The sequence below is a fragment of the Actinomycetes bacterium genome, from assembly GCA_036000965.1.
Lineage (GTDB): Bacteria > Actinomycetota > CALGFH01 > CALGFH01 > CALGFH01 > DASYUT01.
In genome coordinates, this window is sequence record DASYUT010000112.1 from 19,514 (window position 1) to 41,513 (window position 22,000).

Annotated in this window: 23 protein-coding genes and 2 tRNA genes; 3 read left to right on the forward strand and 22 right to left on the reverse strand. The window is 73.3% G+C overall.

The genetic code is table 11. The annotated features are described in order from the left end of the window. Positions 1 to 7: 7 nt before the first annotated feature. From VG276_09220 to VG276_09250, 7 genes are all read right to left on the reverse strand, one after another. Positions 8 to 526: an acyltransferase gene (locus tag VG276_09220; protein ID HEV8649570.1), complete on the reverse strand. Its 519-nt coding sequence runs from the start codon at positions 524 to 526 to the stop codon at positions 8 to 10. Positions 527 to 798: 272 nt separating this feature from the next. After that, positions 799 to 1,776: a ribose-phosphate diphosphokinase gene (locus VG276_09225; GenBank protein ID HEV8649571.1), complete on the reverse strand. Its 978-nt coding sequence runs from the start codon at positions 1,774 to 1,776 to the stop codon at positions 799 to 801. A 50-nt stretch (positions 1,777 to 1,826) separates the two neighbouring features. Next, positions 1,827 to 3,257 carry a bifunctional UDP-N-acetylglucosamine diphosphorylase/glucosamine-1-phosphate N-acetyltransferase GlmU gene (gene glmU / locus VG276_09230; GenBank protein HEV8649572.1) on the reverse strand — a complete coding sequence of 477 codons (1,431 nt, stop codon included), beginning with the start codon at positions 3,255 to 3,257 and terminating at the stop codon, positions 1,827 to 1,829. Positions 3,258 to 3,292: 35 nt separating this feature from the next. Further along, positions 3,293 to 3,364: transfer RNA gene (locus VG276_09235), tRNA-Gln, on the reverse strand. A 90-nt stretch (positions 3,365 to 3,454) separates the two neighbouring features. Further along, positions 3,455 to 4,366: a 4-(cytidine 5'-diphospho)-2-C-methyl-D-erythritol kinase gene (ispE, locus tag VG276_09240; GenBank protein ID HEV8649573.1), complete on the reverse strand. Its 912-nt coding sequence runs from the start codon at positions 4,364 to 4,366 to the stop codon at positions 3,455 to 3,457. A 123-nt stretch (positions 4,367 to 4,489) separates the two neighbouring features. After that, positions 4,490 to 5,545: a 16S rRNA (adenine(1518)-N(6)/adenine(1519)-N(6))-dimethyltransferase RsmA gene (gene rsmA / locus VG276_09245; GenBank protein ID HEV8649574.1), complete on the reverse strand. Its 1,056-nt coding sequence runs from the start codon at positions 5,543 to 5,545 to the stop codon at positions 4,490 to 4,492. A gap of 95 nt (positions 5,546 to 5,640) precedes the next feature. After that, entirely contained in the window at positions 5,641 to 6,411 is a 771-nt protein-coding gene (locus VG276_09250; protein ID HEV8649575.1) for a TatD family hydrolase, read from the reverse strand. A 119-nt stretch (positions 6,412 to 6,530) separates the two neighbouring features. Here VG276_09250 and VG276_09255 point away from each other — a divergent pair, with 119 nt between their 5' ends. After that, positions 6,531 to 7,202 (forward strand): hypothetical protein, encoded by a 672-nt coding sequence (locus tag VG276_09255; GenBank protein HEV8649576.1) that lies wholly within the window; start codon positions 6,531 to 6,533, stop codon positions 7,200 to 7,202. Positions 7,203 to 7,652: 450 nt separating this feature from the next. Here the strand turns inward: VG276_09255 and ilvD are convergent, their stop codons facing one another. The 6 genes from ilvD to VG276_09285 all read right to left on the reverse strand — a co-directional run bounded on the left by ilvD (position 7,653) and on the right by VG276_09285 (position 14,850). Next, positions 7,653 to 9,332 carry a dihydroxy-acid dehydratase gene (ilvD, locus tag VG276_09260; protein ID HEV8649577.1) on the reverse strand — a complete coding sequence of 560 codons (1,680 nt, stop codon included), beginning with the start codon at positions 9,330 to 9,332 and terminating at the stop codon, positions 7,653 to 7,655. 70 nt (positions 9,333 to 9,402) lie between these two features. Next, a complete protein-coding gene (locus VG276_09265) occupies positions 9,403 to 9,945 on the reverse strand; it encodes a GrpB family protein (GenBank protein ID HEV8649578.1) in 543 nt (180 codons plus the stop codon). 2 nt (positions 9,946 to 9,947) lie between these two features. Next, complete coding sequence (metG, locus tag VG276_09270) at positions 9,948 to 11,597, reverse strand: methionine--tRNA ligase (protein ID HEV8649579.1); 1,650 nt, start codon at positions 11,595 to 11,597, stop codon at positions 9,948 to 9,950. A gap of 138 nt (positions 11,598 to 11,735) precedes the next feature. Continuing rightward, a complete protein-coding gene (gene rsmI / locus VG276_09275; protein ID HEV8649580.1) occupies positions 11,736 to 12,593 on the reverse strand; it encodes a 16S rRNA (cytidine(1402)-2'-O)-methyltransferase in 858 nt (285 codons plus the stop codon). Between the two features lie 327 nt (positions 12,594 to 12,920). Then, positions 12,921 to 14,009, reverse strand: a complete 1,089-nt coding sequence (locus VG276_09280; protein HEV8649581.1) for an S-adenosylmethionine:tRNA ribosyltransferase-isomerase — start codon at positions 14,007 to 14,009, stop codon at positions 12,921 to 12,923. A gap of 85 nt (positions 14,010 to 14,094) precedes the next feature. Further along, positions 14,095 to 14,850 (reverse strand): SDR family oxidoreductase, encoded by a 756-nt coding sequence (locus VG276_09285; GenBank protein ID HEV8649582.1) that lies wholly within the window; start codon positions 14,848 to 14,850, stop codon positions 14,095 to 14,097. 284 nt (positions 14,851 to 15,134) lie between these two features. Between VG276_09285 and VG276_09290 the strand changes: the two genes are divergently transcribed. Next, positions 15,135 to 15,208: transfer RNA gene (locus tag VG276_09290), tRNA-Ala, on the forward strand. A gap of 93 nt (positions 15,209 to 15,301) precedes the next feature. On the opposite strand, the gene VG276_09295 is transcribed toward VG276_09290, so the two are convergent. From VG276_09295 to VG276_09335, 9 genes are all read right to left on the reverse strand, one after another. Then, positions 15,302 to 16,447: a tyrosine-type recombinase/integrase gene (locus VG276_09295; protein HEV8649583.1), complete on the reverse strand. Its 1,146-nt coding sequence runs from the start codon at positions 16,445 to 16,447 to the stop codon at positions 15,302 to 15,304. Then, entirely contained in the window at positions 16,398 to 17,831 is a 1,434-nt protein-coding gene (locus tag VG276_09300; GenBank protein ID HEV8649584.1) for a replication initiator, read from the reverse strand. The genes VG276_09295 and VG276_09300 overlap by 50 nt, the downstream gene beginning before the upstream one ends. A gap of 75 nt (positions 17,832 to 17,906) precedes the next feature. Further along, the gene (locus VG276_09305; GenBank protein ID HEV8649585.1) at positions 17,907 to 18,074 is read right to left on the reverse strand and encodes a hypothetical protein; all 168 of its coding nucleotides are present in this window, start codon (positions 18,072 to 18,074) and stop codon (positions 17,907 to 17,909) included. Then, the gene (locus tag VG276_09310) at positions 18,062 to 18,337 is read right to left on the reverse strand and encodes a hypothetical protein (protein ID HEV8649586.1); all 276 of its coding nucleotides are present in this window, start codon (positions 18,335 to 18,337) and stop codon (positions 18,062 to 18,064) included. Before VG276_09310 ends, VG276_09305 begins: the two co-directional genes overlap by 13 nt. Next, positions 18,334 to 18,660 (reverse strand): nucleoside triphosphate pyrophosphohydrolase, encoded by a 327-nt coding sequence (locus tag VG276_09315; GenBank protein ID HEV8649587.1) that lies wholly within the window; start codon positions 18,658 to 18,660, stop codon positions 18,334 to 18,336. Before VG276_09315 ends, VG276_09310 begins: the two co-directional genes overlap by 4 nt. Further along, on the reverse strand, positions 18,657 to 20,102 hold the full coding sequence (locus VG276_09320) for an FtsK/SpoIIIE domain-containing protein (GenBank protein ID HEV8649588.1): 1,446 nt from the start codon (positions 20,100 to 20,102) through the stop codon (positions 18,657 to 18,659). Before VG276_09320 ends, VG276_09315 begins: the two co-directional genes overlap by 4 nt. 77 nt (positions 20,103 to 20,179) lie before the next feature. Then, complete coding sequence (locus VG276_09325) at positions 20,180 to 20,353, reverse strand: hypothetical protein (GenBank protein HEV8649589.1); 174 nt, start codon at positions 20,351 to 20,353, stop codon at positions 20,180 to 20,182. Positions 20,354 to 20,433: 80 nt separating this feature from the next. Beyond that, positions 20,434 to 20,766 carry a hypothetical protein gene (locus VG276_09330; protein ID HEV8649590.1) on the reverse strand — a complete coding sequence of 111 codons (333 nt, stop codon included), beginning with the start codon at positions 20,764 to 20,766 and terminating at the stop codon, positions 20,434 to 20,436. Between the two features lie 22 nt (positions 20,767 to 20,788). Continuing rightward, positions 20,789 to 20,974, reverse strand: coding sequence for a hypothetical protein (locus tag VG276_09335; GenBank protein ID HEV8649591.1), 186 nt, complete (start codon positions 20,972 to 20,974; stop codon positions 20,789 to 20,791). A 332-nt stretch (positions 20,975 to 21,306) separates the two neighbouring features. Here VG276_09335 and VG276_09340 point away from each other — a divergent pair. Continuing rightward, positions 21,307 to 22,000, forward strand: a 694-nt coding sequence (locus VG276_09340; GenBank protein ID HEV8649592.1) for a GntR family transcriptional regulator, incomplete at its 3' end; no start/stop codon positions are given.

Sequence of the window (22,000 nt, forward strand, 5' to 3'; positions counted from 1 at the left end):
CATGCTGTCAGCTGCCCTCCTGGTCGTGCCCGATCGTCCGGACGATCGTCGCCGGCCGGCCGGCGACGATCGTGTACGGGTCGACGTCGCGCAGAACGAGGGAACCGGCCGCGACGACCGCGTGGGCGCCGATCTCGCACGGGCCGAGCACGAGCACGTCGCTCGCGAGCCAGGCCCCCTCGTGCACGACCACGTCCCGGCCGCTCCTGGGGATGGAGGTCTGCCGCTCCCGGCCGAACTTCTCGACGTCGTGGGTGCCGGTGAGCACGGCGACGTTGTGGCCGAAGAAGGCGTACTCCCCGACCGTGATCGTCCCCGAGGACACGTTGAACAGCGCGTTGTTCACGACGGCGGTGGGGTGGATGCGCAACCGGGACCGGTCGCCGTGGACCCGGTAGCGGTACAGGGAGTCGTCGCCAGCCTCGCCCGCATCCGGCGTTCCACCCTGCTCGGCAAGGGCTCGGCGGACCAGTTCGTCCACCGGGCGGGCGAGCAGACGCTGCAGCAGGTGATCGAGCATCGACATCGACGGGACTCCTCCGGCCGGCCTCAGGACACATTCCTGGCTGGAACAAACCGATCCTAAACCGGCGCCCGGCACCGACGACGAAGCTGCCCGTCACGCAAGGGCCGCGACGGCACGCAAGGGCCGCGACGGCACGCAACGACCGCGACCGTGTCCTCGGGTGGACGCGTGGCCGCCGCCGGCGGTGCCGGCGGCGGTGCGGGTACGGCAGGCCACAAACCTGCCAGCCAGGGCACCCGGCACACCGGCGACCCGCGCTTCAGGCAGCGTGGTCAGAGCTGGTTCTGGTCGTGGAAGATCTCGGACACGCTCAGGTCCTCGAACACCGCGCGGATGGCGGCGGCGATGATGTCGGCGATGGACAGCACGACGATCTTGTCCAGCCGCCTCTCGTCGGGCAGGGGCAGGGTGTTGGTGACCACGACCTCGTCGATGGGCGCGTTCTTCAGCCGGTCGATGGCCGGCCCCGAGAACACCCCGTGGGTGGCGGCGGCCGTGACCCGCTCGGCACCGCTGGCCATGAGCGCCTCGGCGCCCTGCACCACGGTCCCGGCGGTGTCGATCATGTCGTCGACGATCACGCACTGCATGCCGGCCACCTCGCCGACGACCTCGCGCATCTCGACCTGGTTGGCGATGTCGCGGCTGCGCCGCTTGTGCAGGAACGCGAGCGGGCAGTTCAGCACGCCCGCGAACTTCTCGGCCGTCTTCACCCGGCCGGCGTCGGGCGCCACGATCACCAGGTCGTGGGTGCCGAAGCGGGTGCGGATGTACTCGGCCAGCGGCGGCAGGGCGGTCAGGTGGTCGACCGGCCCGTCGAAGAAGCCCTGGATCTGCCCGGAGTGCAGGTCCATGGTGATGATCCGGTTGGCGCCCGCGGTCTGGAACAGGTCGGCGACGAGCCTGGCCGTGATCGGCTCGCGGGAGCGCCCCTTGCGGTCCTGGCGCGCGTAGCCGTAGAAGGGCACGACCGCGCTGATCCGCTTGGCCGACGCCCGCTTGAGGGCGTCGATCATGATGAGCTGCTCCATGATCCGCTCGTTCACCGGCGCGGCGTGGGTCTGGATCACGAACGCGTCGGTCCCCCGGACGCTCTCCTGGAAGCGGCTGTAGATCTCGCCGTTGGCGAAGTCCCGGATCTCGACCGAGCCGCAGTCGATGCCGAGGTGCCTGGCGACCTCGCTGGCGAGTTCCTTGTTGGCCCGGCCCGAGAACAGCATCAGGTGCCTGCGCCCGAGGGCCTCGACCATCTTGGGCGTCACGCCCTGGCTCACTGCACGCCTCCCCGACTCTGCTTCACTCATTCCCGCCCATACTCGTCTCCATGCGTGGAGTCGGCGACTCGGCCCTGCGCCTCGAGCTTGCGCCGGCGCCGGCGGGCACCCCAACCCTCGACCGTCCGCTGGTCGGCGCGCTCGATGGCCAGGGCGTCGGCAGGCACGTCCTTGGTGATCGTGGATCCGGCCGCCGTCTGCGCCCCTGGACCGACCTCCAAGGGCGCAACCAGCATGGTATCGGATCCGATGAAGGCGCCATCGCCGACCGAGATGCGATGCTTGGCCACGCCGTCGTAGTTCACGAACACCGTGCCGGCGCCTACGTTCACCCCGGCGCCGATGTCGGCGTCGCCGACATAGGTCAGGTGGGGCACCTTGGAGCCGGGACCGACGCGCGAGTTCTTCACCTCGACGTAGGTGCCCACCTTGCTGCCGGCGGCCAGGTCGGCGCCGGGACGCAGGTAGGCGAACGGCCCGACCTGCGCACCGGGCCCGATGTGGGCGCCGGTCGCGACCGTCTGGGTGACCACCGCCTCGTCCTCGACCGTGCAGTCCGTGAGGCGGGTGTTCGGACCGATCCGGCAGCGGGCCCCGACCCGGGTGCCGGCCTCGAGCAGCGTGAGCGGCTCGATGGTGGTGTCCTGGCCGACCTCCACGTCGACGTCGACGTAGGTGATCGACGGGTCGACCACGGTCACCCCGGATGCCATCAGCGCCTCGAGCAGCCGCCGGCGCAGCACCGCGCCGGCGTCGGCGAGCTGGATCCGGTCGTTGACCCCGCGTGTCTCGACCTCCGACCCCCGGCACGCGGCGACCACGCCCCCGCGGGCGAGCACGATCGGGATCAGGTCGGGCAGGTAGTACTCACCCTGGTCGTTGTCGGCCCTGAGCTGGGCCAGCGCGTCCAGCACGGGGCGGCTGAACACGTAGAAGCCGGCGTTGACCTCCCGGACCGCGCGCTGCTCTGGGGTCGCGTCGCGGTGCTCGACCACGCCGGTGACCGCACCGTCCGGGCCCCGCAGGACCCGGCCGTACCCGGTCGGGTCCTCGGCCGCACAGGTCAGCAGGGTGACGTCGGCCTTGAGGGTGCGGTGGGTGTCGAGGAGCAACTCGAGGGTGGCCCGGGTGATGAGCGGTGTGTCGCCGTAGAGCACCAGCACCTCGCCGCCGGCCGGGAGCAGGGGCAGCGCGGCGGCCACGGCGTCGCCGGTGCCTCGCAGCTCCTGCTGGACCGCGAACCCGACGGGACCAAGGCTGAAGCCGGCGACCGCCTTGCGCACCTCGTCGGCGCCCCTGCCGATCACGAGCACGGTGGAGTCGGCCCGCAGCCCGGCCGCGGCGGCCAGCACGTGCCACAACAACGCCCGCCCGGCCACCAGGTGCAGCGGCTTGGGGGTCGAGGAGTGGAAGCGCTTCCCTTCCCCCGCTGCGAGCACGACCACACTCAGGCTCATCTGCCCCTCCAACGACGATGCGAGAAACCCGGCTGCTGGCGGGGAAGGATTCGAACCTTCACTTGACGGCTCCAAAGGCCGCCGTGCTGCCGTTACACCACCCGCCAAGGCTCCACCAGGGCATCGTACCGAACCGGACTGCCGGGATCCCCCCCGAACTGCTCTTACGGGATCCGGCGTCCCTGCGAGACCCGCCGCTACCCGAAGGTCACGCCAGGGACCGGGCCGCGGGCGACCTCCACGCGGGCGAAGGCCGGACGGACCAGCCGGGCCACCTTGCCGGCGTGCTCCTCGTCGTGGCACAGGCCGAGCATGGTCGGGCCGCTCCCGCTCATGACCGCGCCCAGCACGCCCGCCTCGAGCAGGCGCTCCTTGCTGGTCCGCAGGCTGGGCAGAAGGTCGAACGCCGCCGGCTCGAGGTCGTTGTGGAGGTTGGCGCCGACCTGGTCGAGGTCTCCGGCGGCCAGCGCGCCGAGCAGCCCACCCGGCCAGCGCTCGCCGAGGGGCCGGGCCAGGCCGACCTCGTCGAAGCGGCCGTACACCGCCGGGGTGGCCAGCCCGGTCGCGTCGATGCCGATCACCCACCAGGTTGGCCCCTTGGCCGGGATCTCCTGCATGCGGTCCCCGCGGCCGGTGGCCAGGCGACTGCCCCCGGTGAGCAGGAAGGCGACGTCGACGCCTACCTCAACCGCCATGGCATGGAGGTTGACCGCGGGCAGGCGCAGGCCCCAGAGCCGGTCGAGGGCGAGCAGGGCGGCGGCCCCGTCGGCACTGCCGCCGCCGAGGCCGGCGGCCACGGGGATCCCCTTGCGCAGCCGGAACCGGGCCCCCGGCAGGTCGCGGGTGCGGCGGGCGAGTTCCCGCGCGGCCACCAGCACCAGGTTCGACTCGGTGGGGGGCAGGCCCTCCCCCTCCACCTCCAGGCCCAGGCCCTCCGGGACGAGCTGGACCTCGAGCTCGTCCCAGAGGCCGACCGCCTGCAGGACCGTGACGACCTCGTGGTAGCCGTCCTCCCGGAGCGCCCCGACCAGCAGGGCCAGGTTGATCTTGGCCGAGGCACGCGCGCGCAGCGGGGCCGGCGGCGCCTCGGTGGGACTCTGGCTGGACACGCGCTCCTCCTCGGGCGGCTCGGGTGCCGGGCCGACAGGCCGGGCATGGTAACGACGTGTCTGGCGCGCATCAACACGCATTCGACGCAGATACGGCGTTCCCGCACCGGCTCGCACGGCCGATCAGGCCGGCCCGCACGGCCGATCAGGCCGGCCGGGACGGTCGCCGGCCGGCTCCTCCAGCGTACGTGCCGGTGCCGCGAGAGTACGTGCCGGTGCCGCGAGAGTACGTGCCAGTGCCGCGAACTCCTCGACGCCGAGCCGCTCGGCCCGCAGGGCGAGGTCGACCCCGGCGCGGGCCCCGAGCGCCGCGACCGCTTCCGGACCGAGCCCTAGGGTCTGCAGCGAGTTGCGCAAGGTCTTGCGGCGCTGCGAGAACGCGGCGTCGATCACGCGGGCGAGCGCCGGCCAGGGAAGGCCCTCGGTCGCCGGGTGGTCCCGGCGCTGGATGCCGACCAGGACCGAGTCGACATGAGGCTCGGGGATGAACACGCGCCGGCTCACCGGGGCCAGCACCCGCGCCTCGGCCAGGGCGGCCAGCTTGGCGCTGGGCCCGGCGTAGGCGGGCGTGCCCGGCCTGGCGGCGAGCCGCTCCCCCACCTCCCGCTGCACCATCACCGTCATGCTGGCGAACTGCGGGAAGGAGGCGAGCACGTGCAGCACCAGGGGCGCGGCGATGTTGTAGGGCAGGTTGGCCACCAGCCGCCGGGCGCCGGGAGCGAGGGCGGCCAGGTCGGCGCGCAGGGCATCGGCCACCTCGACGACGACCCCAGGGTCGCCCCCCAGCACCTCGGTCAGGGCGGGCAGCAGGCGGCCGTCGACCTCCACGGCGACCACTGCCGCCCCTGCCTCGCGCAGCGCGAGCGTGAGGCTGCCGAGCCCGGGCCCGACCTCGAGCACGGTCTCGCCCGGCTCGACCCCGGCCAGCCGGACCACCTTGCGGGCGGTGTTCGGGTCGGCCAGGTAGTTCTGCCCCAGCGACTTGGCCGGCCGGAGGCCGTGGCGGGCGAGCAGCTCGCCCACCCGGGGCGGGGTCAGCAGCCGGACCGGCGCGGGGCCGCCGCCGGGGTCGGCGCCAGGCTGCCCGCCGGGGTCGGCGCCAGGCTGCCCGCCGGAGTGGGCGCCGGGCTGCCCGCCGGGGTCGGCGCCGGGCTGCCCGCTGGAGTCTACGGCTGCCATGTCGCCCCGAGTGTGGCAGAAGCGGACCCGGGGCTGCCGGCGGGCAGGCCCGGTGGCGGGGCAGGGCAGCGCGCGGCCGGCACCGAGCCAGCCGGTCAGGCGACCGGCGCGGGGAGCCGGAAGGCGCGCACGGCGGTCGCGGTGGTCGCCCGGGCCACCTCGTCCACGCTGGTGCCGTGGACGGCGGCCACGGTCTCGGCGGTCACCGCGACCCGGCCGGGCCGGTTGGGCCGGCCCCGGTACGGGTGAGGGCTGAGGAACGGGCTGTCGGTCTCGAGCACCATCCGGCCGAGCGGCACCACCGCGCACGCGGCCCGCTGCTCGGGGGCGTTCCGGAAGGTGACCGTGCCCGCGAACGAGACCAGGTAGCCGGCGTCCACGACCCGCCCGGCCATGGCGTCGTCGCCGGTGAAGCAGTGGAACACCACCCGCTCGGGGGCGCCCTCGCCGTCCAGTATGGCGAGCACGTCCTCGAACGCCTCCCGGCAGTGGACCACGAGCGCCCGGTCGAGCTCGCGCGCCAGGCGGACGTGGGTGGCGAAGGCGGCCCGCTGCACGTCGCGGGGCGAGTGGTCGCGGTAGTAGTCGAGGCCGGTCTCGCCCACCGCCACGACCTCGGGCCGGGCGAGCAGGCGGCGCAGCTCGGTCACGGCCTCCGGGGTGAGCTGCACGGCGTCGTGAGGGTGGATGCCGGCGGTGGCCGATACGTCCGGAAGCCGGGCCGCGTTGGCCGCGGCCCCGCGGCTCGAGGCCAGGTCGACGCCGACGTCCACGACGTGGCCGACGCCCTCGGTCCTGGCCTGCCGGACCAGCTCGTCCGCGCTCCCCTCGAGCAGGTGGAGGTGGCAGTGGGTGTCGACCAGCACGGGGGGACGGGTCCTCTCGCTCGGCGTCCAGCCGCCCATCCTGGCCCAGCCGCCCCTCCCCCGCCACCCGGTGCGAGACGCAGCTCGCCTATGCCGCGCTTGGCGACCTCCCTCTGGACGTGGCCGCACTCGACCGCGTGATCGCAAGCCGCCTTGGCACCGCGCTCCCGAGGCGGACGCTCGTCCGTCTCCAGCGCGCGTCCGGCGGCAACCCGCTCTTCGCCCTCGGGATCGGCAGCGCGCTCATCGAGCGCGGCGACCCGCCCGAGCAGGCCGGTGATCTGCCGATCCCGACCAGTCTTCAGGAGCTCGTCTGCGACCGCCTCGCGCTGCTTCCTCCTCCTGCCCGCGAGGTCGCGCAGATCGCCGCGGCGCTGTCGCGACCCACGGCGGCGCTCGTCGACGCGGCCATGGGCGGGCGCGGGGCGGGCGCGGCGGTCGAAGCGGCTGTGCAGACCGCTGTGGTGGAGCTCGACGGCGAGCAGATCCGCTTCACCCACCCACTGGTCGCGGACGACGTCGCGCTTCGCATCGAGATCGAGGAGGGCCTGGCGTGGTGCCTGCACTCGACGCGCGGCCTTGCCGCCGCCGAGGCTCACGCCCGCACCGCGCTCGAGCTCGCCGAGTTCGGGGCGCTGTACCGAGACGCCGTGGATCGTGGTGACGAGCACGCGCTCCCGTTCATCCTCATTCGCTCACGCGCCGAGCTGGCGGTCCGCCTCCCCGCCGAGCGGAGCGCACGCGGCCAGGAAGTGGGGTCGCGCCCAGCCGAACGGCGGGTTCCCCGCTGACACGAGCCCGTCAATCCCGGCCGGCCAGCCGATTTCGCAGCCTTCGTCCTCGGCCTACTGTCGAAGGGAGCAAGAAACGGGAACGAGCAGCCCGCCCGAGACGAAGGAAGGTTCCCATGCGCACGCGACTCACCAGGGCGATCAAGCGCCTCCAGCGCGGCGCGGCAGGCGCCGCGCGTTCCTGTCGCTCGGCGACCCGGTCGTGCCGACCCTGCGTGGCTGGCCGGTGGCCCCCCCAGGACCACGACGCTGACAAGCCCTGACCCTCCGGCGCTCCATCCACAGACGGCGAGACGGCGCCCGCTGGGGCGCTCCACCCCGCTGGGCGCGTCACCCCGCTGGGCGCGTCCGCCCCGCTTCGGCGGCACCGCCGGCGGAGCCGGCGCGCCACCCCAGACAGCGCCCGCTCGGCGCCGCTCGGCCCGGCGCCGTCACCCGAGCGGCTGGCGGCTACCCGCAGACGGCGCCCCGCTCGGCGCCGCCCACCAGCTTGGCGTACTTGGCCAGGGCGCCGCTCTGGTAGCGGGGCGCCGGCCGCTTCCAGGCGGCACGCCGCCGCTCCAGCTCGGCCTCGTCGACCACGAGGTCGAGCCGGCGTGCGGGCACGTCGAGGACGATACGGTCGCCCTCCTCGACCAGCGCGATCGGCCCGCCGTCCCACGCCTCGGGCGCCACGTGGCCGACGCAGGCCCCGAAGGTCGCGCCCGAGAAGCGCCCGTCGGTCAGCAGCGCCACGTCGCGGCCGAGCCCGGCGCCCTTGATCGCGGCGGTGACGGCCAGCATCTCGCGCATGCCCGGCCCGCCCTTCGGGCCCTCGTAGCGGATGACGAGGACCTCGCCCTTGGCCACCCGCCGCTCGGTGACGGCCCGGAAGCAGTCCTCCTCCGAGTCGAAGACCCGGGCCCGCCCGTCGAAGGTCAGGTTGTCGACGCCGGGGATCTTCACCAGCCCGCCGGCGGGCGCCAGGCTGCCGTGGAGCACTGCGAGCCCGCCCTCGGCGGCGATCGGCGAGGCGGCCGGGCGGATCACCTCGCCGTCGACCCCAGGGGCGCCCTCGAGGTTCTCGGCCAGGGTCCGGCCGGTGACCGTCATGACGTCGCCGTCGACGTAGCCGCCGTCGAGCAGCTCGCGCAGGACGGCCGGCAGGCCGCCGACCCGGTCCAGGTCGGCCATGACGTACCTGCCGCCCGGGCGCATGGAGACGATGTGGGGCGTGCGGCGGCTCACCGTGTCGAAGTCGTGCATGGTCAGCTCGACCCTGGCCTCGTGGGCGATGGCGAGCAGGTGGAGCACCGCGTTGGTCGACCCGGCGGTGGCCATGACCACCGCGGCGGCGTTCAGGAAGGCCTGGCGCGTCATGATCTGGCGCGGCCGCAGGTCGAGCTCGAGCAGCCGGACCACGGCCTCGCCGGTGAGCCGGGCCAGCTCGGCCCGGCGCTCGGACACCGCGGGCGGGGTGGCCGAGCCCGGCAGGGCCATGCCGATGGCCTCGGCCGCCGCCGACATCGTGTTCGCGGTGTACATGCCCGCGCACGACCCGGCCGTCGGGCAGGCGACCCGCTCCATGGCGTCCAGGTCCTCGTCGGACAGGGTCCCGGCCGCGTTGGCCCCGACTGCCTCGAACATGTCCTGGATGGTGACGTCGCGGCCCTTGAAGTGGCCGGGCAGGATGGTGCCGCCGTACAGGAATGCGGCAGGCAGGTCCAGGCGGGCACAGGCCATCAGCATGCCGGGCAGCGACTTGTCGCACCCGGCGATCGTGACCATCCCGTCCAGCCGCTCGGCGTGCATCATCAGCTCCACCGAGTCGGCGATCACCTCCCGGCTGACCAAGGACGCGCGCATGCCCTCGTGGCCCATTGAGATGCCGTCGGAGACCGCGATGGTGGTGAACTCGAGCGGCACCGCGCCGGCCAGGCGCACGCCGGACTTGGCCGAGTCGGCCAGCTTGTCGAGGTGGATGTTGCAGGGCGTCACCTCGTTCCAGGACGAGGCGACGCCGACCTGGGGCCGGTCGAAGTCGCTGTCGGTGAAGCCGACGGCGCGGAGCATCGACCGGGCCGGAGCCCGGTCCCGGCCGGCGGTGACCTCGGTGCTGCGTGGGCGGGCGGGGTGGCGGCTCGAGTCCATGGCGTCTTCCAGGTGCGCGGGGGGTGCCGGGGCGTCCCGGCCGGACGGGGTTGCAGGAGCGGAGTCTAGGTCACGGCGGGTTCCGGTCGCCCGCTCGCGGGTGCAGCGCCGCCTCCACCACCGTTTCGACGAAGCTCCGCTTGCCCTCGGTGTAGGCGTCGCGGTCGTTCCGGAACCGGGCCGCCAGCCCCCGCTTGAGCCGGGCGTATTCCGCGGCCGCCTCCGGATGGGCGCGCAGGTGGTCGCGGAACGCCAGGTGCCGGCCGAAGAAGTCGCTGGCCTGCTCCACCATGTGGACGTGGTGGGTGTGCGGGATGCCCTTGTAGAAGTAGCGCCGCTCGGGGATGTCGCTCTCGAACTCGGGCGCGTAGTCGTAGCCGAGCTCGATGAGGGCGGCGACGGCCTGGCCGGAGCGCTCGATGTCGGCCACACCGACCATGATGTCGATGATCGGCTTGGCTGGCATGCCGACCACCGCGGTGGAGCCGATGTGCTCGATGATCAGGGCTGCTGGGCCGACGGCGGCGGCGATCCGGTCCCGCTCCTCGGCGAACTGCTCCGGCCAGGCCGGGTCGTACTCCACGATCTCGACCGGCTCGGATCCCCGGGCCATGGCTACCCCACCGCTGCGGAGGGTCCCGGGGAGGCCCCGCCAGCGGGTCTGCCCTCGGCGTCGAGCCGGGGGAACAGGGCGGCGACCCGCTTCACCCGAGCCGCCCTGGGCAGGCCGCCCCAGGTGAGCGCCTCGGGCAGCCGCGCGTCGGCCAGCTCGCCGGGCGCCCCGACCGCGGTCCAGATGGCGGGCGCCGTCCTGGTCAGCCAGGGCGAGGTCAGGAGGGCGATGATCCGGAGCGACTCGGCCGCGGTGTACAGGACCGTGTCCAGGGCGAGGTCGTCGCCCTGCTTGGCCAGGTCCCACGGCCTGCGCTCCGACAGGTAGCCGTTGGCGACACCGACCAGCCGCCAGATCCCGGCCAGGGCCTTCTCGTAGGCCAGGTCGCCGTCCAGCGCCGCCCTGGCGTCGGCGTAGGCGCGCTCCGCCGCCTCCTGCACCGCCACCTCGGCCTCGCCGGCCGGGCCCGGGCCGGGCAGGACGCCGTCCCGGTAGCGCTCGACCATCGCCGTCACCCGGCTGGCCAGGTTGCCGAGGCCGTTGGCGAGGTCGGCGTTGTAGCGCTCGACCATCGCCTCCCAGGAGAAGTTGCCGTCCTGGCCGAACGCCACCTCGCGCTGGAAGAAGTAGCGGAACGCATCGGATCCGAACGGGCCGACCAGGTCCTGGGGGGCGATGCCGGTCAGCTTGGTCTTGCTCATCTTCTCGCCGCCGACCAGCAGCCAGCCGTGGGCCTGGACGGTCCGGGGGACCGGCAGGCCCGCTGCGATCAGGATGGCCGGCCAGATGACCGCGTGGAAGCGGAGGATGTCCTTGCCGACGAAATGGTAGTCGGCTGGCCAGATCCGCTCGAAGCGCTCGAGGTCGGCGTCCCAGCCGGCCGCGGTGATGTAGTTCTGCAGCGCGTCGATCCACACGTAGATGACGTGCCTGGGGTCCCAGGGGACCGGGACGCCCCAGTCGAAGCTCGAGCGCGAGATCGACAGGTCCTGCAGCCCCTGCTCGACGAAGGAGCGGACCTCGTGCAGCCGGGCCTCCGGGCGGACGAAGTCGGGCCGCTCGCGGTACAGGGCGAGCAGGTGGTCGGCGTACTTGGAGAGGCGGAAGAAGTAGTTCTCCTCGCGGACCAGCTCGACCGGGCGCCCGTGGATGGGGCACTTGCCGTCGACCAGCTCCTCCTGGGTGTAGAACTGCTCGCAGGCCACGCAGTACAGCCCCTCGTAGCTGTCGAGGTAGACGTCGCCCTGGTCGTACAGCTGCTGCCACAGGTGCTGGACGGGCACGGCGTGGCGCTCCTCGGTGGTGCGGATGAAGTCGTCGTAGGAGATGTCCAGGTCGGCCCAGGCCCTCTTCCAGCGCTCCACGATCTGGTCGGTCCAGGTCTGTGGGTCGAGGCCCCGGGCCTCGGCGGCCCTGGCCACCTTCTGGCCGTGCTCGTCGGTGCCGGTGAGGAAGAACACCTGCTCCCCGTGGGCGCGCCGCCAGCGGGCCAGCACGTCGGCGGCCACGGTGGTGTAGGCGTGCCCGATGTGGGGCTCGTCGTTGATGTAGTAGATCGGGGTGGTGATATAGAAGGTGTCCTTCACGGCGACTCCAGGACCCGGATCTCTTCGGATGGGCAGGCCAGCGTGCTCCTTGGACAGGCGACACATGGGCGGCGGCAGGCGGATAGGCGCCGGTGGGCGACGTTCGCCGCGACGACGACGACCGCCCGGTCCCCGCCATATGGGCAGGAGGCTACCTGCCCCGGCCGCCAGGTGCCAGCAGGTTCCCCAGGGGCAGGATCGCCGCTACCGGCGCGGACCGGCCGAACCGGCCCGGGCGTCGAGGACCGCCTGGTAGACCGAGCGGCGCGGGGCTCCGGCGGCGCTGGCCACCTCGCTGATCGCGTCCCTGGTGGTCGCGCCCGCCTCGACCAGCCGGGCCACCTCGGCAGCGAGGTCGACGGCCCGTAGGTCGTGGTCGGGAGCGCCCCCGACCACGATGGTCAGCTCGCCGCGGGGACCCTGGGCCTCGAGCCGGTCGCGCACCTCCGCAAGCGGGCCGCGCAGCGCCTCCTCGTGGAGCTTGGTCAACTCCCTGGTGACCGCCGCCGGGCGGTCGGGGCCGAACACCGCTGCCATCGCGGCCAGGGTGGCCAGGACGCGGTGCGGGGCCTCGAAGAACACCATCGTGCGACGCTCGCCGGCCAGCTCGGCGAGGCGCCGGTCGCGCGGCCCGGGCTTGCGGGGCAGGAAGCCCTCGAAGCAGAAGCGGTCGGTGGGCAGCCCGCTGAGCACGAGCGCGGCCAGGACCGCGCTCGGACCCGGGATCACCTCGACCGGAAGGCCGCGGTCCAGGCAGGCGCCGATCAGGTCGTGGCCGGGGTCGGAGACGCCCGGCATGCCGGCGTCGCTGACCAGGGCGACCCGCTTGCCAGCGGCGATCTCGCCGGCCAGCTCGACGGCCCGGTCGCGCTCGTTCGCCTCGTGGTAGCTCACCATGCGCGCCTTCACGCCCAGGTGGGCCAGGAGCTTGCCGGTCTGCCTGGTGTCCTCGCAGGCGACCAGGTCGGCGTCGGCGAGCGCCCTGGCCAGCCTGGGTGACGCGTCGCCCAGGTTGCCGATCGGCGTGCCGCACACGACCAGCCGTCCCGCCTTCTCCGTCATTGGCGCCCCCGTCCCGCGTCCCGCGCGCCCGGCGCACTCCCCGCGGGGCAGAACCACCACCGTACCCGGCGTGCGGAGGAGAACCACCACCGCACCCGGCGTGCGGAGGAGAACCACCACCGTACCCGGCGTACGGGGCAGCGACCACTGCCGGCGTACCGGGCACACTCGCCGTGCGGAGCGGCGACCACTGCCGGGCGTACCGGCCACACTCGCCGTGCGGGCAGCGACCGCCGCCAGGCGTACCAGGCACACTCGGCGTGCGGGCAGCGACCACTTCCAGGCGTACGGGGTGTACCGGGCGGGGGTCCCGGACCACGGCCTGGCTCAAGCGCGCCGGGCCGGGCGCAGCAGGCAGACGTCGCCGAACTCGTGCCAGAGGTAGCCGGACCGCAGGGCGGTGTCATAGGCGGCCCGGAGCGTGTCGGGCGCCACGAAGGCGCCGAGCATGTCGAGGTGGCTCGCCTCGGGCTCGTGGAACCCGGTCAGCAGGCCGTCGACGACCTCGAGGCGGCGCCCGGGGGTGATCCGCAGCCGGGTCACCCCGGAGGAGGCGGCCACCTCCCCGTCGAAGGCGGCCGTCTCAAGGGCCCGGACCACGGTGGTGCCGACTGCCATCACCCGGCCGTCCAGGGCACGGCAGCGGTTGACCGCCCGCGCGGCGGACGGCGGCACCCGGTACTGCTCGGCCGGTACGAAGTCGCGGTCGACGGCCCGGTCGCCGTAGGTGGACAGCCCGGCGTGCAGGCTGACCGAGACCAGCCCGATGCCCCGGCGGCGCAGGTCCTGCAGGGTCTGCACGGTGAACGGCCGTGCCGCGCTGGCCATCTCGACCGACCCGGGGGCGGCCGCGAACAGCGTCTGGTAGTGGTGGAGGCCCCAGGGCTGGGGCACGTAGGCGTAGCGGACGGGTCGGCCGGCCCGGTGCAGGGCGTCCAGCAGCGCCGGGCCGCTCGCGTCGAAGCGAAGCCAGACCAGCGGCCGCGCCTCCTCGTGGCGACCGAGGACGGTGGCTGCGAGACGGGGGCCGAACCGGAGCCGCTCGCCGGCTGCCAGGGGCGGCAGGAACGGCCGCGCGTCGGTCGCCACCAGCGCCGGATCGCTGCCGTCGGCCGGCACCCCCAGCGGGAGCGCGGCCCAGCGGTCCCCGTCCCGCGCGGCGAGACGGACCTCGACCGGGGTCCCGGACCGGGTGCGGCCGAGCAGGCTCGCGGGCAGGGTCCGGGAGTCGTTCACCACCAGCAGGTCGCCCGGGTCGAGCAGCCACGGCAGCTCGTCGAACCGGTGGTGCCCGACCGCCCCGGTCGCCCGGTCGACCACGAGCAGGCGGACCCGGTCGCGACGCAGCCCGCGCGCCTCCGGGGGCGCCGGAGCCTCCAGCTCCGGCGGAAGGGTGAACCTGACGTCGCTCCGCACGATCTACCCCTGCATCCCGCCCGCCGCGGCCCGGGCCGGGCCGTGTCGCTCCTCCGGTCCGGCCGGGACCCGGTCGCTCACCCCGTCACCGCGCCCCGGCGGTGGGGACGAACGAGGCTGCCTCGAGCCGCTCGCCGTTCACCGTCGCCGACTCGGAGCTCGCCAGGTGGACGAAGACCTCGGTACGGTCCTCGGGCCGGGCCAGGTCGGCTGGATCGTCGTCGGGCAGGGCGGCCGCGTGCATGTCGGTAGCCATGTCCCCGGGGTCGACCGAGTTGACCCGGACGCCGGTGCCGTCCAGCTCGCTGGCCCAGATGCGGGTGAGCTGGTCGAGGGCGGCCTTGGAGAGCCCGTAGGCGCCCCAGCCCGCGTAGCCGACCACGCCGGCGTCGCTGGAGACGTTGACCACGCTCCCCCACCCGGCGGCCAGCATCGGTCCGAGCAGGGCCCGGGTGAGCAGGAACGGCCCGGTCACGTTGACGGCGAGGACGCGGTCGAGCGCGGCCGGGTCGGTGTCGATCAGGTAGGGCATCGGCGTCGGGCCAAGCTCGGATGCGTTGTTGACGAGCACGTCGACCCGCCCGAACGTCGCCAGGGCGGTCGCGGCTACCCGCTCGACGTCGGCTGGGACGCCGACGTCGGCCGGGACGGCCACCGCCTGGGCGCCGAGCGCCTCGACCTCGGCCCGGACCGCTTCGAGCGGCTCGGAGCGGCGGGCGACGAGCAGCAGGTCGGCTCCCTCGCGGGCGAACGCGAGCGCGATGGCACGCCCGAGCCCCTGGGATGCGCCCGTGACCAGAGCGGTCGTGCCGGCCAGGCGGCCGGTTGGAGATGCGGGCATCGCGAACCTCCGTTGGTCAGCTTCGCTGGGGCGCATGGTGCGCCCGCCCTCGCTCTTTTGTCAACGTAAGTATTGAAGAATTCGGGCATCGACCTGGTGGAGGGCCGGGTTACCATCCTTGGAGTCGCCGGGTTACCATCCTTGGAGTCGCCGTCGTCCAGGGCCGTCTGCCCGGCTAGCGCGCGCCGGCCCCCCGACTCCGACCGCCTGCCCGGGCCCACCGCCGGGGACCGAATCACCCGGAGCGAGCCGGCACGGTCTGGTACCATCCTGGCGCTTGCCACGGGGGTGTAGCTCAGCCCGGCAGAGCGCCTCCCTCGCACGGAGGAAGCCAGGGGTTCAAATCCCCTCACCTCCACCGAGGCAAACCCGCAGGTCAGGGCGCACGGAGCCAGACGGTTCCGGCGCCCTGCTCGCGCCTGGGGCCGGTCGTGTTCCGTCGTTGTTCCGTCTAGGAGACGAACAGCTCGTCCAGGCGGTCGCGCAGGGCAGCGTCCGACTCGGGGAACAGGTGGCCGTAGCGGTCGAGCACGAACGCGGTCGAGGTGTGCCCGGCCCGGACGGCGACCTCCTTGGGGGAGGCGCCGGCAGCGATCCACAGGGCAACTGCCGTGTGGCGAAGGTCGTGGATGCGGAGCCCATCCAGGCCAGCCGCGATCGTCGCCGGGCGCCAGATGCGAGCGCGGAACCCGGTCACGCGCAGCGGTCCCCCGCTCGGCGCCCTGAACACCGGATCAGTCGGCCGGCCCGGTGCTCGCAGGTGGATCGCCAGCTCGTTGACAACCCGTTGCGGCAAGCCAACCTTGCGGCGGCTCGCGCGCGTCTTGGGCAGCCCGAACAGCAACCTGCCCTCAAGCTCAACCAGGATCTCGGCCACGTCGACCGTGCCGCGCACGAGGTCGACGCGACTGCGGCGCAGGCCGGCCAGCTCCCCGATGCGCAGGCCTCCGTAAGCGCCGACAAGGACCAGGGCGCGGTAGCCAGGACGGATCGCGTCTGCGATACAAGCGACCTCAGCCGGGTTGAGGAACCGCATCTCCTCGCGCTCGACCCTCGGCAGGGCCACGCCCCGGCAGGGCGTCTGCGTCAGCATGCCGCTGTCGACGGCGGCCGTCATGACCTTGGCGAAGAGCTGGTACGCCTTCTGCACCGTGGCCGGGGCCAGGCGCCGGCCGGTCAGCCAGGCGACCCAGGCGCGGACCTCGCGTTGGCTGATCGCGTCCAGCGGCATCGCCCCGAAGCGCGGGAGCACGTAGACGCGGAACGCCATCTCATCCCGAATGCGAGTCTTGGGGCGCAGGTTAACCACGCTCCCCCACCATTCGGCATGCCAGTCGGCGAACAGCGTCCGGCCGTGCCTGGGGTCGACCCAGGCGCCTTTGAGCTTGGCGGCCTCCTGCTCGGTGAGGAACGCCTCGGCGTCCTTGCGGCGGGTAAAGCTCTTGGAGCGCTCCCGACCGGTGGGGTCGATGTAGCGGGCGACGTAGCGGGTGGTGCCGTTGCGGTTGCGGCGGTCGATGTGGGCCATCGCGGCGGCACCCCCTCTCTCAGGCAGCAGCCCGCCGAGCGCGGGCGGTCGATTCGTGGTCACGGGCACGCGCGGCGGCAGCTTCGGCCAGCCAGGCGTCCCCGATGGTCGAGTAGCCCGAGCCCTTGTAGGTCCAGGTGCCAAGCACCACGGCGGCGTCCTGGTCGGCAGCACGCCGGCCCCAGACGTCCAGGGGTTCGCCACCCCGCAGGCGCCGGCGGACCGCCCAGGCGGCCCGGGCGCGGCGCAGCGCGGTGAACGTGGTGGAGTAGCGGCGGCTCTTGGTCGACCAGTGGCCCCGGAACCCCAGCGCGTGCGCCCACTGCCGCAGCCGCAGGCCCGCCAGGGCGGGATGGGCGCCGAGGTCCCAGCAGGTGCGGACCAGCCGGGCCAGGTGCGCGCCGACCCTGAGGTGGTCCAGCTCCTCGGCCTTGCGGATGCGGCGGTCCAGGCCGGCGAACGCCTCGGTGGCCTTGGTGGCGTACTTGGCGAGGTAGTTGGCGACCGCCTCGGCCGACAGGTCCCCGGGGTCGCCGCCGGTGATGGCGCGCACGTCGAGCTGGGTCCCCCAGCCGGCGAGCCGGGCCGGCCCCTCCGCCACCGGCGGGTAGGGCACGGCGGCCGGGTGAAAGTCCCCGCAGCCGAGCGCCGCCAGCCGGACCGCGGCGGCCAGCAGCTTGGCGGTGAACGGCACCGGCGGCGGCGTGACCCGCTCCGGGTCGTCGGCGGGTGGGGTGGCGTCGAGGCGGATGACGGCGTGGAAGTGGACCGCGCCGCGGGCCTGGTACTCGGCAACCTTGGTGTAGCGCACCCGCACGGTACGTCTGACCTCGGCCTCGGGCCAGCCGAGCAGGTGCGCGAGCGCGCGGTAGACGTAGACACCCATGGTGCGCCGCCACAGCTCGGGCGCGACCGCGTTCCACAGCGCCAGCCCCTGGTAGTCAAAACAGTCGGCGCACAGCGGCTGCCCCAGGGTGCGCGTCTCGGTCTCGGGGTGGCGGTGCCAGCACGCCTCCCGGCGGCCGTGCGGGCAGCGCTTGTTGGGGTCGCGCGGGTGGCAGGGCAGCGGGTTGCCGTGCTGGCTCCGGCGGGTATGGACCGGGCCGAAGCCGGGCGCGGTGAAGGTGGCGAACAGCCGCGGATGCCTGGTCACGGTCTCGGGGATGCCCTTGCCGCCGCGCAGGCCCGCGGTGATGAGCTGGCGGGCGTCGCCGGCGTAGGTCTTGGCGCACGCCGGGCAGCGGCTCGCGCGCCGGTTCCCACAGGCCTTGAGGAGCACCCCGCCCGGCTCCTCGTCGGTGGAGTACGCCTGGCGGGCCTCGCCGGTGCGCCGGTCGACGTGCTCGATGGTGCCGGCCAGGCGGACCGGCCGGACGCAGAAGCCCGGGGTGAACGTCGCCGGGTCGGTGGTGGCCGCCAGGTGGTCGACGGCGGCGAAGGACGGTGGGGCCACGGTCGACCTCCCTCCGGTGGACGCGAAGAGGGGAGCCGGCCAGGGCGCCAGCTCCCCTCGGGGTAGTAGATGGATTCAGCGGTCGTGCTCGTCGAGCTGGCGGTGCAGCTCGGCGGCGGGGATGAAGTAGGTGTCCCAGCCGGCCGTGGCTGGCGAGGCCCGCTCGATCCACAGGCCGTTGGGGGTCAGCTCGACCTGGATGCCCTCGGTCGAGGTCGTGTCTGGGGTGGTCAGGTCGGCCATCGTGGCCCTCCTCGTGGTGCCGGCCAGCCCGCCACCTGACGGCGGCGCCGCGGACGGCGAGCCCGGCGACGCCGGCCAGCGCGGGCGTTGCGCACGCAGACCGCGCCGCAGGCCAGCACTGCCACCGCGGTGCCGGGTTGGCCGGTGGCGAGCGCGGCGGCCAGCCACAGCCCATAGGCGAGCGCGGCCAGCAGCCAGCCGGCCCGCATGCGGTTGCCGGCCAGCCACAGCCCCAGCGCGGCGGCCAGCGCGGCGGCGATCACGGGCCGGCCTCCGACAGCGCAGGGCCGTGCCAGACGACTCCTCGGGCGAAGCCGCCCCGCACGACCGCCTTGCGGGCGCGGGCGCACTCGACCTCGGCCGCGCCGTAGCCGGCCTGGACCGCCAGCGCGTACAGCACTTGGAGCACGTCGCCCAGCTCCTCGAGCAGCTCGGCGCCGGTAGCCGCCGTGGCCGCCTCGTGGGCTTCCTCGAGGAGCTTGGCGCGCAGCCAGGCGGCGTACTCGTCCGGGACGGCCAGGTGGTAGGCGCACCGCTGGCCGGTCGCGGCCATGATCGCGGGCACCTGGTCGCGGATCAGCTTCACGCCGCCCCCTCCCCCACACCCCGCGCACCGGGTGGCGGGAGCATGGCCGTGTCGGCGTGGGCGGTGCGCAGCAGCTCGGCCCGGCGGGCGAGCTGGCCCAGGTCGTCATCGGTCAGGTAGCAGGTGCGCAGGCGGACCGGGCTGCCGCCCTCGTGGAGCAGGAACCCGATGCCCCGGTGAGCCGCGTCGATCGAGGCGGCGGTGAACCCGGCGGTCGACCAGCCTTGCCCGAGGATGGTGTCACTCATCTGCGGGGTGGTGCAGCGGAACGCCCAGCGGAACGCGAACAGGTCCCGCAGGTAGGTCGGGATGGTGTCGCCGGACGGCTTCTGCGTGGCCGCCAGGACGATCACCCCGGCGGCCCGGCCCCGGGAGACGAGGTCGCGGAACAGGTTGCCGGCCTCCTTGTCGCCGGTCCGGTTGCCACTGTTGAGGTAGAACGCCAGCTCGTCGCAGACGACGACCTTGAGCGGCCAGCCATCGGCGCGGCGGATCTTCCGCTGCCGGTTGGCGACCAGCGCCAGGTAGCGCGCGTCCATCTCGGTCACCAGGTCGCGGAGCACGTCGATGGCCTCGTCTTGGCTGGGGCCGACGGTGCGCGCGGCACAGCCGACCCAGGGGGCCAGCTCGACGTACTTGCCGTCCAGCAGGGTCAGCTCGCACAGCGGGTCCAGCGCCGCGGTGGCGGTCAGCATCGACTGGCCCACGCTCTTGCCCGAGCCCGGCTCGCCGCCGATGAGCACGTTGTGCTCGATCAGCGAGACCAGCACCGGCCCCCCGTCCTCGTCGACGCCGACCGGGACCGGCGCCCACAGCGACAGCCACGGCGCGGCCAGATGCGGCCACGCCAGCCCAGGCAGGTCGGCCAGGGGGTCGCGGCGCACCACCACGACGCGGGCGTAGCGGGCGTTCGCGGGCTCGCGGGTGACGCGCAGCTCGCGGGCTTCCAGGAACCCGGCGACCGGCTCGGCGGCCTTCTCCAACGCCTCCACGGCCTGCCCGGCGGGCATGCGCACCGAGAGCAGGTCCCCGGCGGGGACCACCCTGGCCCGCGCGACCCTGGGGACGCGGTCGTTTGGGGTGGCCAGCTCGGCGTGGCGGCACGCCAGCGTCCAGCGCCGCCGCAGGTGCGAGCGGTGCAGCACCCCGGCGAGCCGGCACCGGACCGGCGGGATGAGCACCAGGGCCAGGGCGCCGGCCAGGATGAGCGCGCCGGCCTGGCGGTGCCCGCCCACCCGGGGCGAGAGCCCCACGTACAGGACGGCGAGCAGGGCGACGGCGGCCAGCTCGACCCGGTACGCCCACGCCGGCCGGACCACGGTGAGCCACACCAGCGTGCCGGTGCGGACCCGGGGGACGGGGCGGGTGGTGACCGGGGCGTGCTCCCACATCGGTGGGCCGGCCCGGTAGGTGCGGGCGGGATCGGTAGGATGCCACTGCATCTTCGGGACTCCTTCGGGGATGCGACAGGGGGCCGGGCGCTCACGACGCCACGGCCCCCACTCAGTTGCCCGGCGGGTCACGCCGGGTCCGTCAAGCCGAGCAGACCGAGCAGGTACACCCATGCCTGGGCTCGGGTGACGTCCTCATACGACTGCTCGAAGGTGATCGGCGGCAGGCCACAGCAGCTCGGCTCGGGTCCTTCCCAATGGCGCCCGCAGCGCTGGCAGACCCGCAGGATGATCCGGTCCATCAACTCACTCCTTGTCGTGCACGGGATAGGGGGCCGGGCGGTCACGACGCCACGGCCCCCCACAGGTCCTGGGGATGGGGTCAGCTCGCCTTGCGGTCGGCGATCGGCTCGACCGCGCCCGCGCGGAACGCCACCCCGCTGCGGCCGTTGTTGGCCCACGGGTTGGCGACCAGCTCGACCACCCGCACCGGGGTCCCGGGCGGGACCGGGCGGGGGTCGGTCAGCTTGACGGTGACGATCTCCGACCGGGGCCGGCCGGCCTGGTCGGTGTAGAAGCAGATCAGCTGGACCTGGGCCAGCGGCAGGCCGGTGTCCCGGTCCCGCTTGGGCTGCTTGGACTCGAAGTCCAGCACCGGCTCGAAGTCGGAGCCGACCGTGAAGCTCATGCCGGTGGTGTCGATGACCAGTCGCATTGCTTTTCCCTCCTTGGGGGTCCTACCAGCGGTTGGCCTGCTGGCCTTCGCCGTAGCCCCAGGCGTAGCCGCCCCAGCCCTGCGGGTTCTGGGTGGCCGGGGCGCCGTAGTCGTTGCCGGTGATCCCGTCGCTGTAGCCGTCGTCATAGCCGCTGTTCCAGTCGGCGGCGTCGCCGCCGCAGCCCAGCAGGCTGCTCAGCCAGCCCATCGGTGCCTCCTTTTAGGCATGCGTCACCAGCCCCGCATGGGAGGCTGGGTGGTGGCGGTCTCGGTCCGCGCGCGCTCGGCTCGCCTTGCTGACCCCTTGCCCGCCCTCCGTCGGGATGGGTGCCGCCTGCTCGCTGTGGAGTTGGGAAGGTGCGGTGTCGTCGTGGTGGTCTGGTCAGTGGTGCCGCGCCCGCGCGCCCGCTATGCAGTTGTGGAGGTGGCCTGGTGCCTCCTCTCGTCTAGCGACTCCCCCTCCGGGGAACTACACTGTTAACGTAGAGTAGACAAGCTTGTCTGTCAAGCTTGACCTTCAAGAGCATGTGACGAGGCCATATGACCGAGGAACCCATCACGCGCAGGATCGCCAACGAGCTACGCCAGCAGATCGAGAACGGAACCCTAGGCCCTGGTGCACTACTGCCATCCGAACCCGAACTGGCACGCCAACACGGCGTCAGCCGACAAACCGCCCGAGGGGCACTACAGATTCTTGAGCAAGAAGGCCTCGTCGCCGTACGGCCGCGACGAGGACGCATCGTACGTAGCCGCAACCGCCTGTACTGGCGACTATCAGAGTTTGAATTACCGGAGAACACCGGACTCATGTCATCGGACGCATGGGAAGCAGACATCGAGAAGCAGGGTCATGATCCGACTCGACAAGAACTCACAGTCGAGACGATCTACCCACCGGCTACGATCGCAGCAAAGCTCGGCCTTGACCCTGACAAAGATCTATGCGTTGTCCGGCGCCGAGTGCGTTACATCGACAACGAGCCAGCAATCATCTCTGACGACTATTTCGATGAGCGAATTGTACGAGGAACAGAACTAGCGGAGCAACGAGACACCACACGTGAAGACATCCTCAAGGAAGCCGGCTACGAACAGACCTACGACATTGACGAAATCATTACTCGTATGCCCACTCCCAGCGAGAGCCGGCGGCTCTCACTCGCAGCAGGCACCCCAGTTGCCGAACACTTCCGAACCGGCTACACGCGAGATGACAAGCCGGTGCGCGTCA

What these genes read in the sequence shown, in the direction of transcription:
- VG276_09220 (HEV8649570.1), bottom strand. Translation starts at nt 526, where the DNA reads ATGTCGATGCTCGATCACCTGCTGCAGCGTCTGCTCGCCCGCCCGGTG.
- VG276_09225 (HEV8649571.1), bottom strand. Translation starts at nt 1,776, where the DNA reads ATGGTCGAGGCCCTCGGGCGCAGGCACCTGATGCTGTTCTCGGGCCGG.
- glmU (HEV8649572.1), bottom strand. Translation starts at nt 3,257, where the DNA reads ATGAGCCTGAGTGTGGTCGTGCTCGCAGCGGGGGAAGGGAAGCGCTTC.
- rsmA (HEV8649574.1), bottom strand. Translation starts at nt 5,545, where the DNA reads ATGGCAGCCGTAGACTCCAGCGGGCAGCCCGGCGCCGACCCCGGCGGG.
- ilvD (HEV8649577.1), bottom strand. Translation starts at nt 9,332, where the DNA reads ATGGACTCGAGCCGCCACCCCGCCCGCCCACGCAGCACCGAGGTCACC.
- VG276_09265 (HEV8649578.1), bottom strand. Translation starts at nt 9,945, where the DNA reads ATGGCCCGGGGATCCGAGCCGGTCGAGATCGTGGAGTACGACCCGGCC.
- metG (HEV8649579.1), bottom strand. Translation starts at nt 11,597, where the DNA reads ATGTGTCGCCTGTCCAAGGAGCACGCTGGCCTGCCCATCCGAAGAGAT.
- rsmI (HEV8649580.1), bottom strand. Translation starts at nt 12,593, where the DNA reads ATGACGGAGAAGGCGGGACGGCTGGTCGTGTGCGGCACGCCGATCGGC.
- VG276_09285 (HEV8649582.1), bottom strand. Translation starts at nt 14,850, where the DNA reads ATGCCCGCATCTCCAACCGGCCGCCTGGCCGGCACGACCGCTCTGGTC.
- VG276_09305 (HEV8649585.1), bottom strand. Translation starts at nt 18,074, where the DNA reads ATGGCCGACCTGACCACCCCAGACACGACCTCGACCGAGGGCATCCAG.
- VG276_09320 (HEV8649588.1), bottom strand. Translation starts at nt 20,102, where the DNA reads ATGCAGTGGCATCCTACCGATCCCGCCCGCACCTACCGGGCCGGCCCA.
- VG276_09325 (HEV8649589.1), bottom strand. Translation starts at nt 20,353, where the DNA reads ATGGACCGGATCATCCTGCGGGTCTGCCAGCGCTGCGGGCGCCATTGG.
- VG276_09330 (HEV8649590.1), bottom strand. Translation starts at nt 20,766, where the DNA reads ATGCGACTGGTCATCGACACCACCGGCATGAGCTTCACGGTCGGCTCC.
- VG276_09335 (HEV8649591.1), bottom strand. Translation starts at nt 20,974, where the DNA reads ATGGGCTGGCTGAGCAGCCTGCTGGGCTGCGGCGGCGACGCCGCCGAC.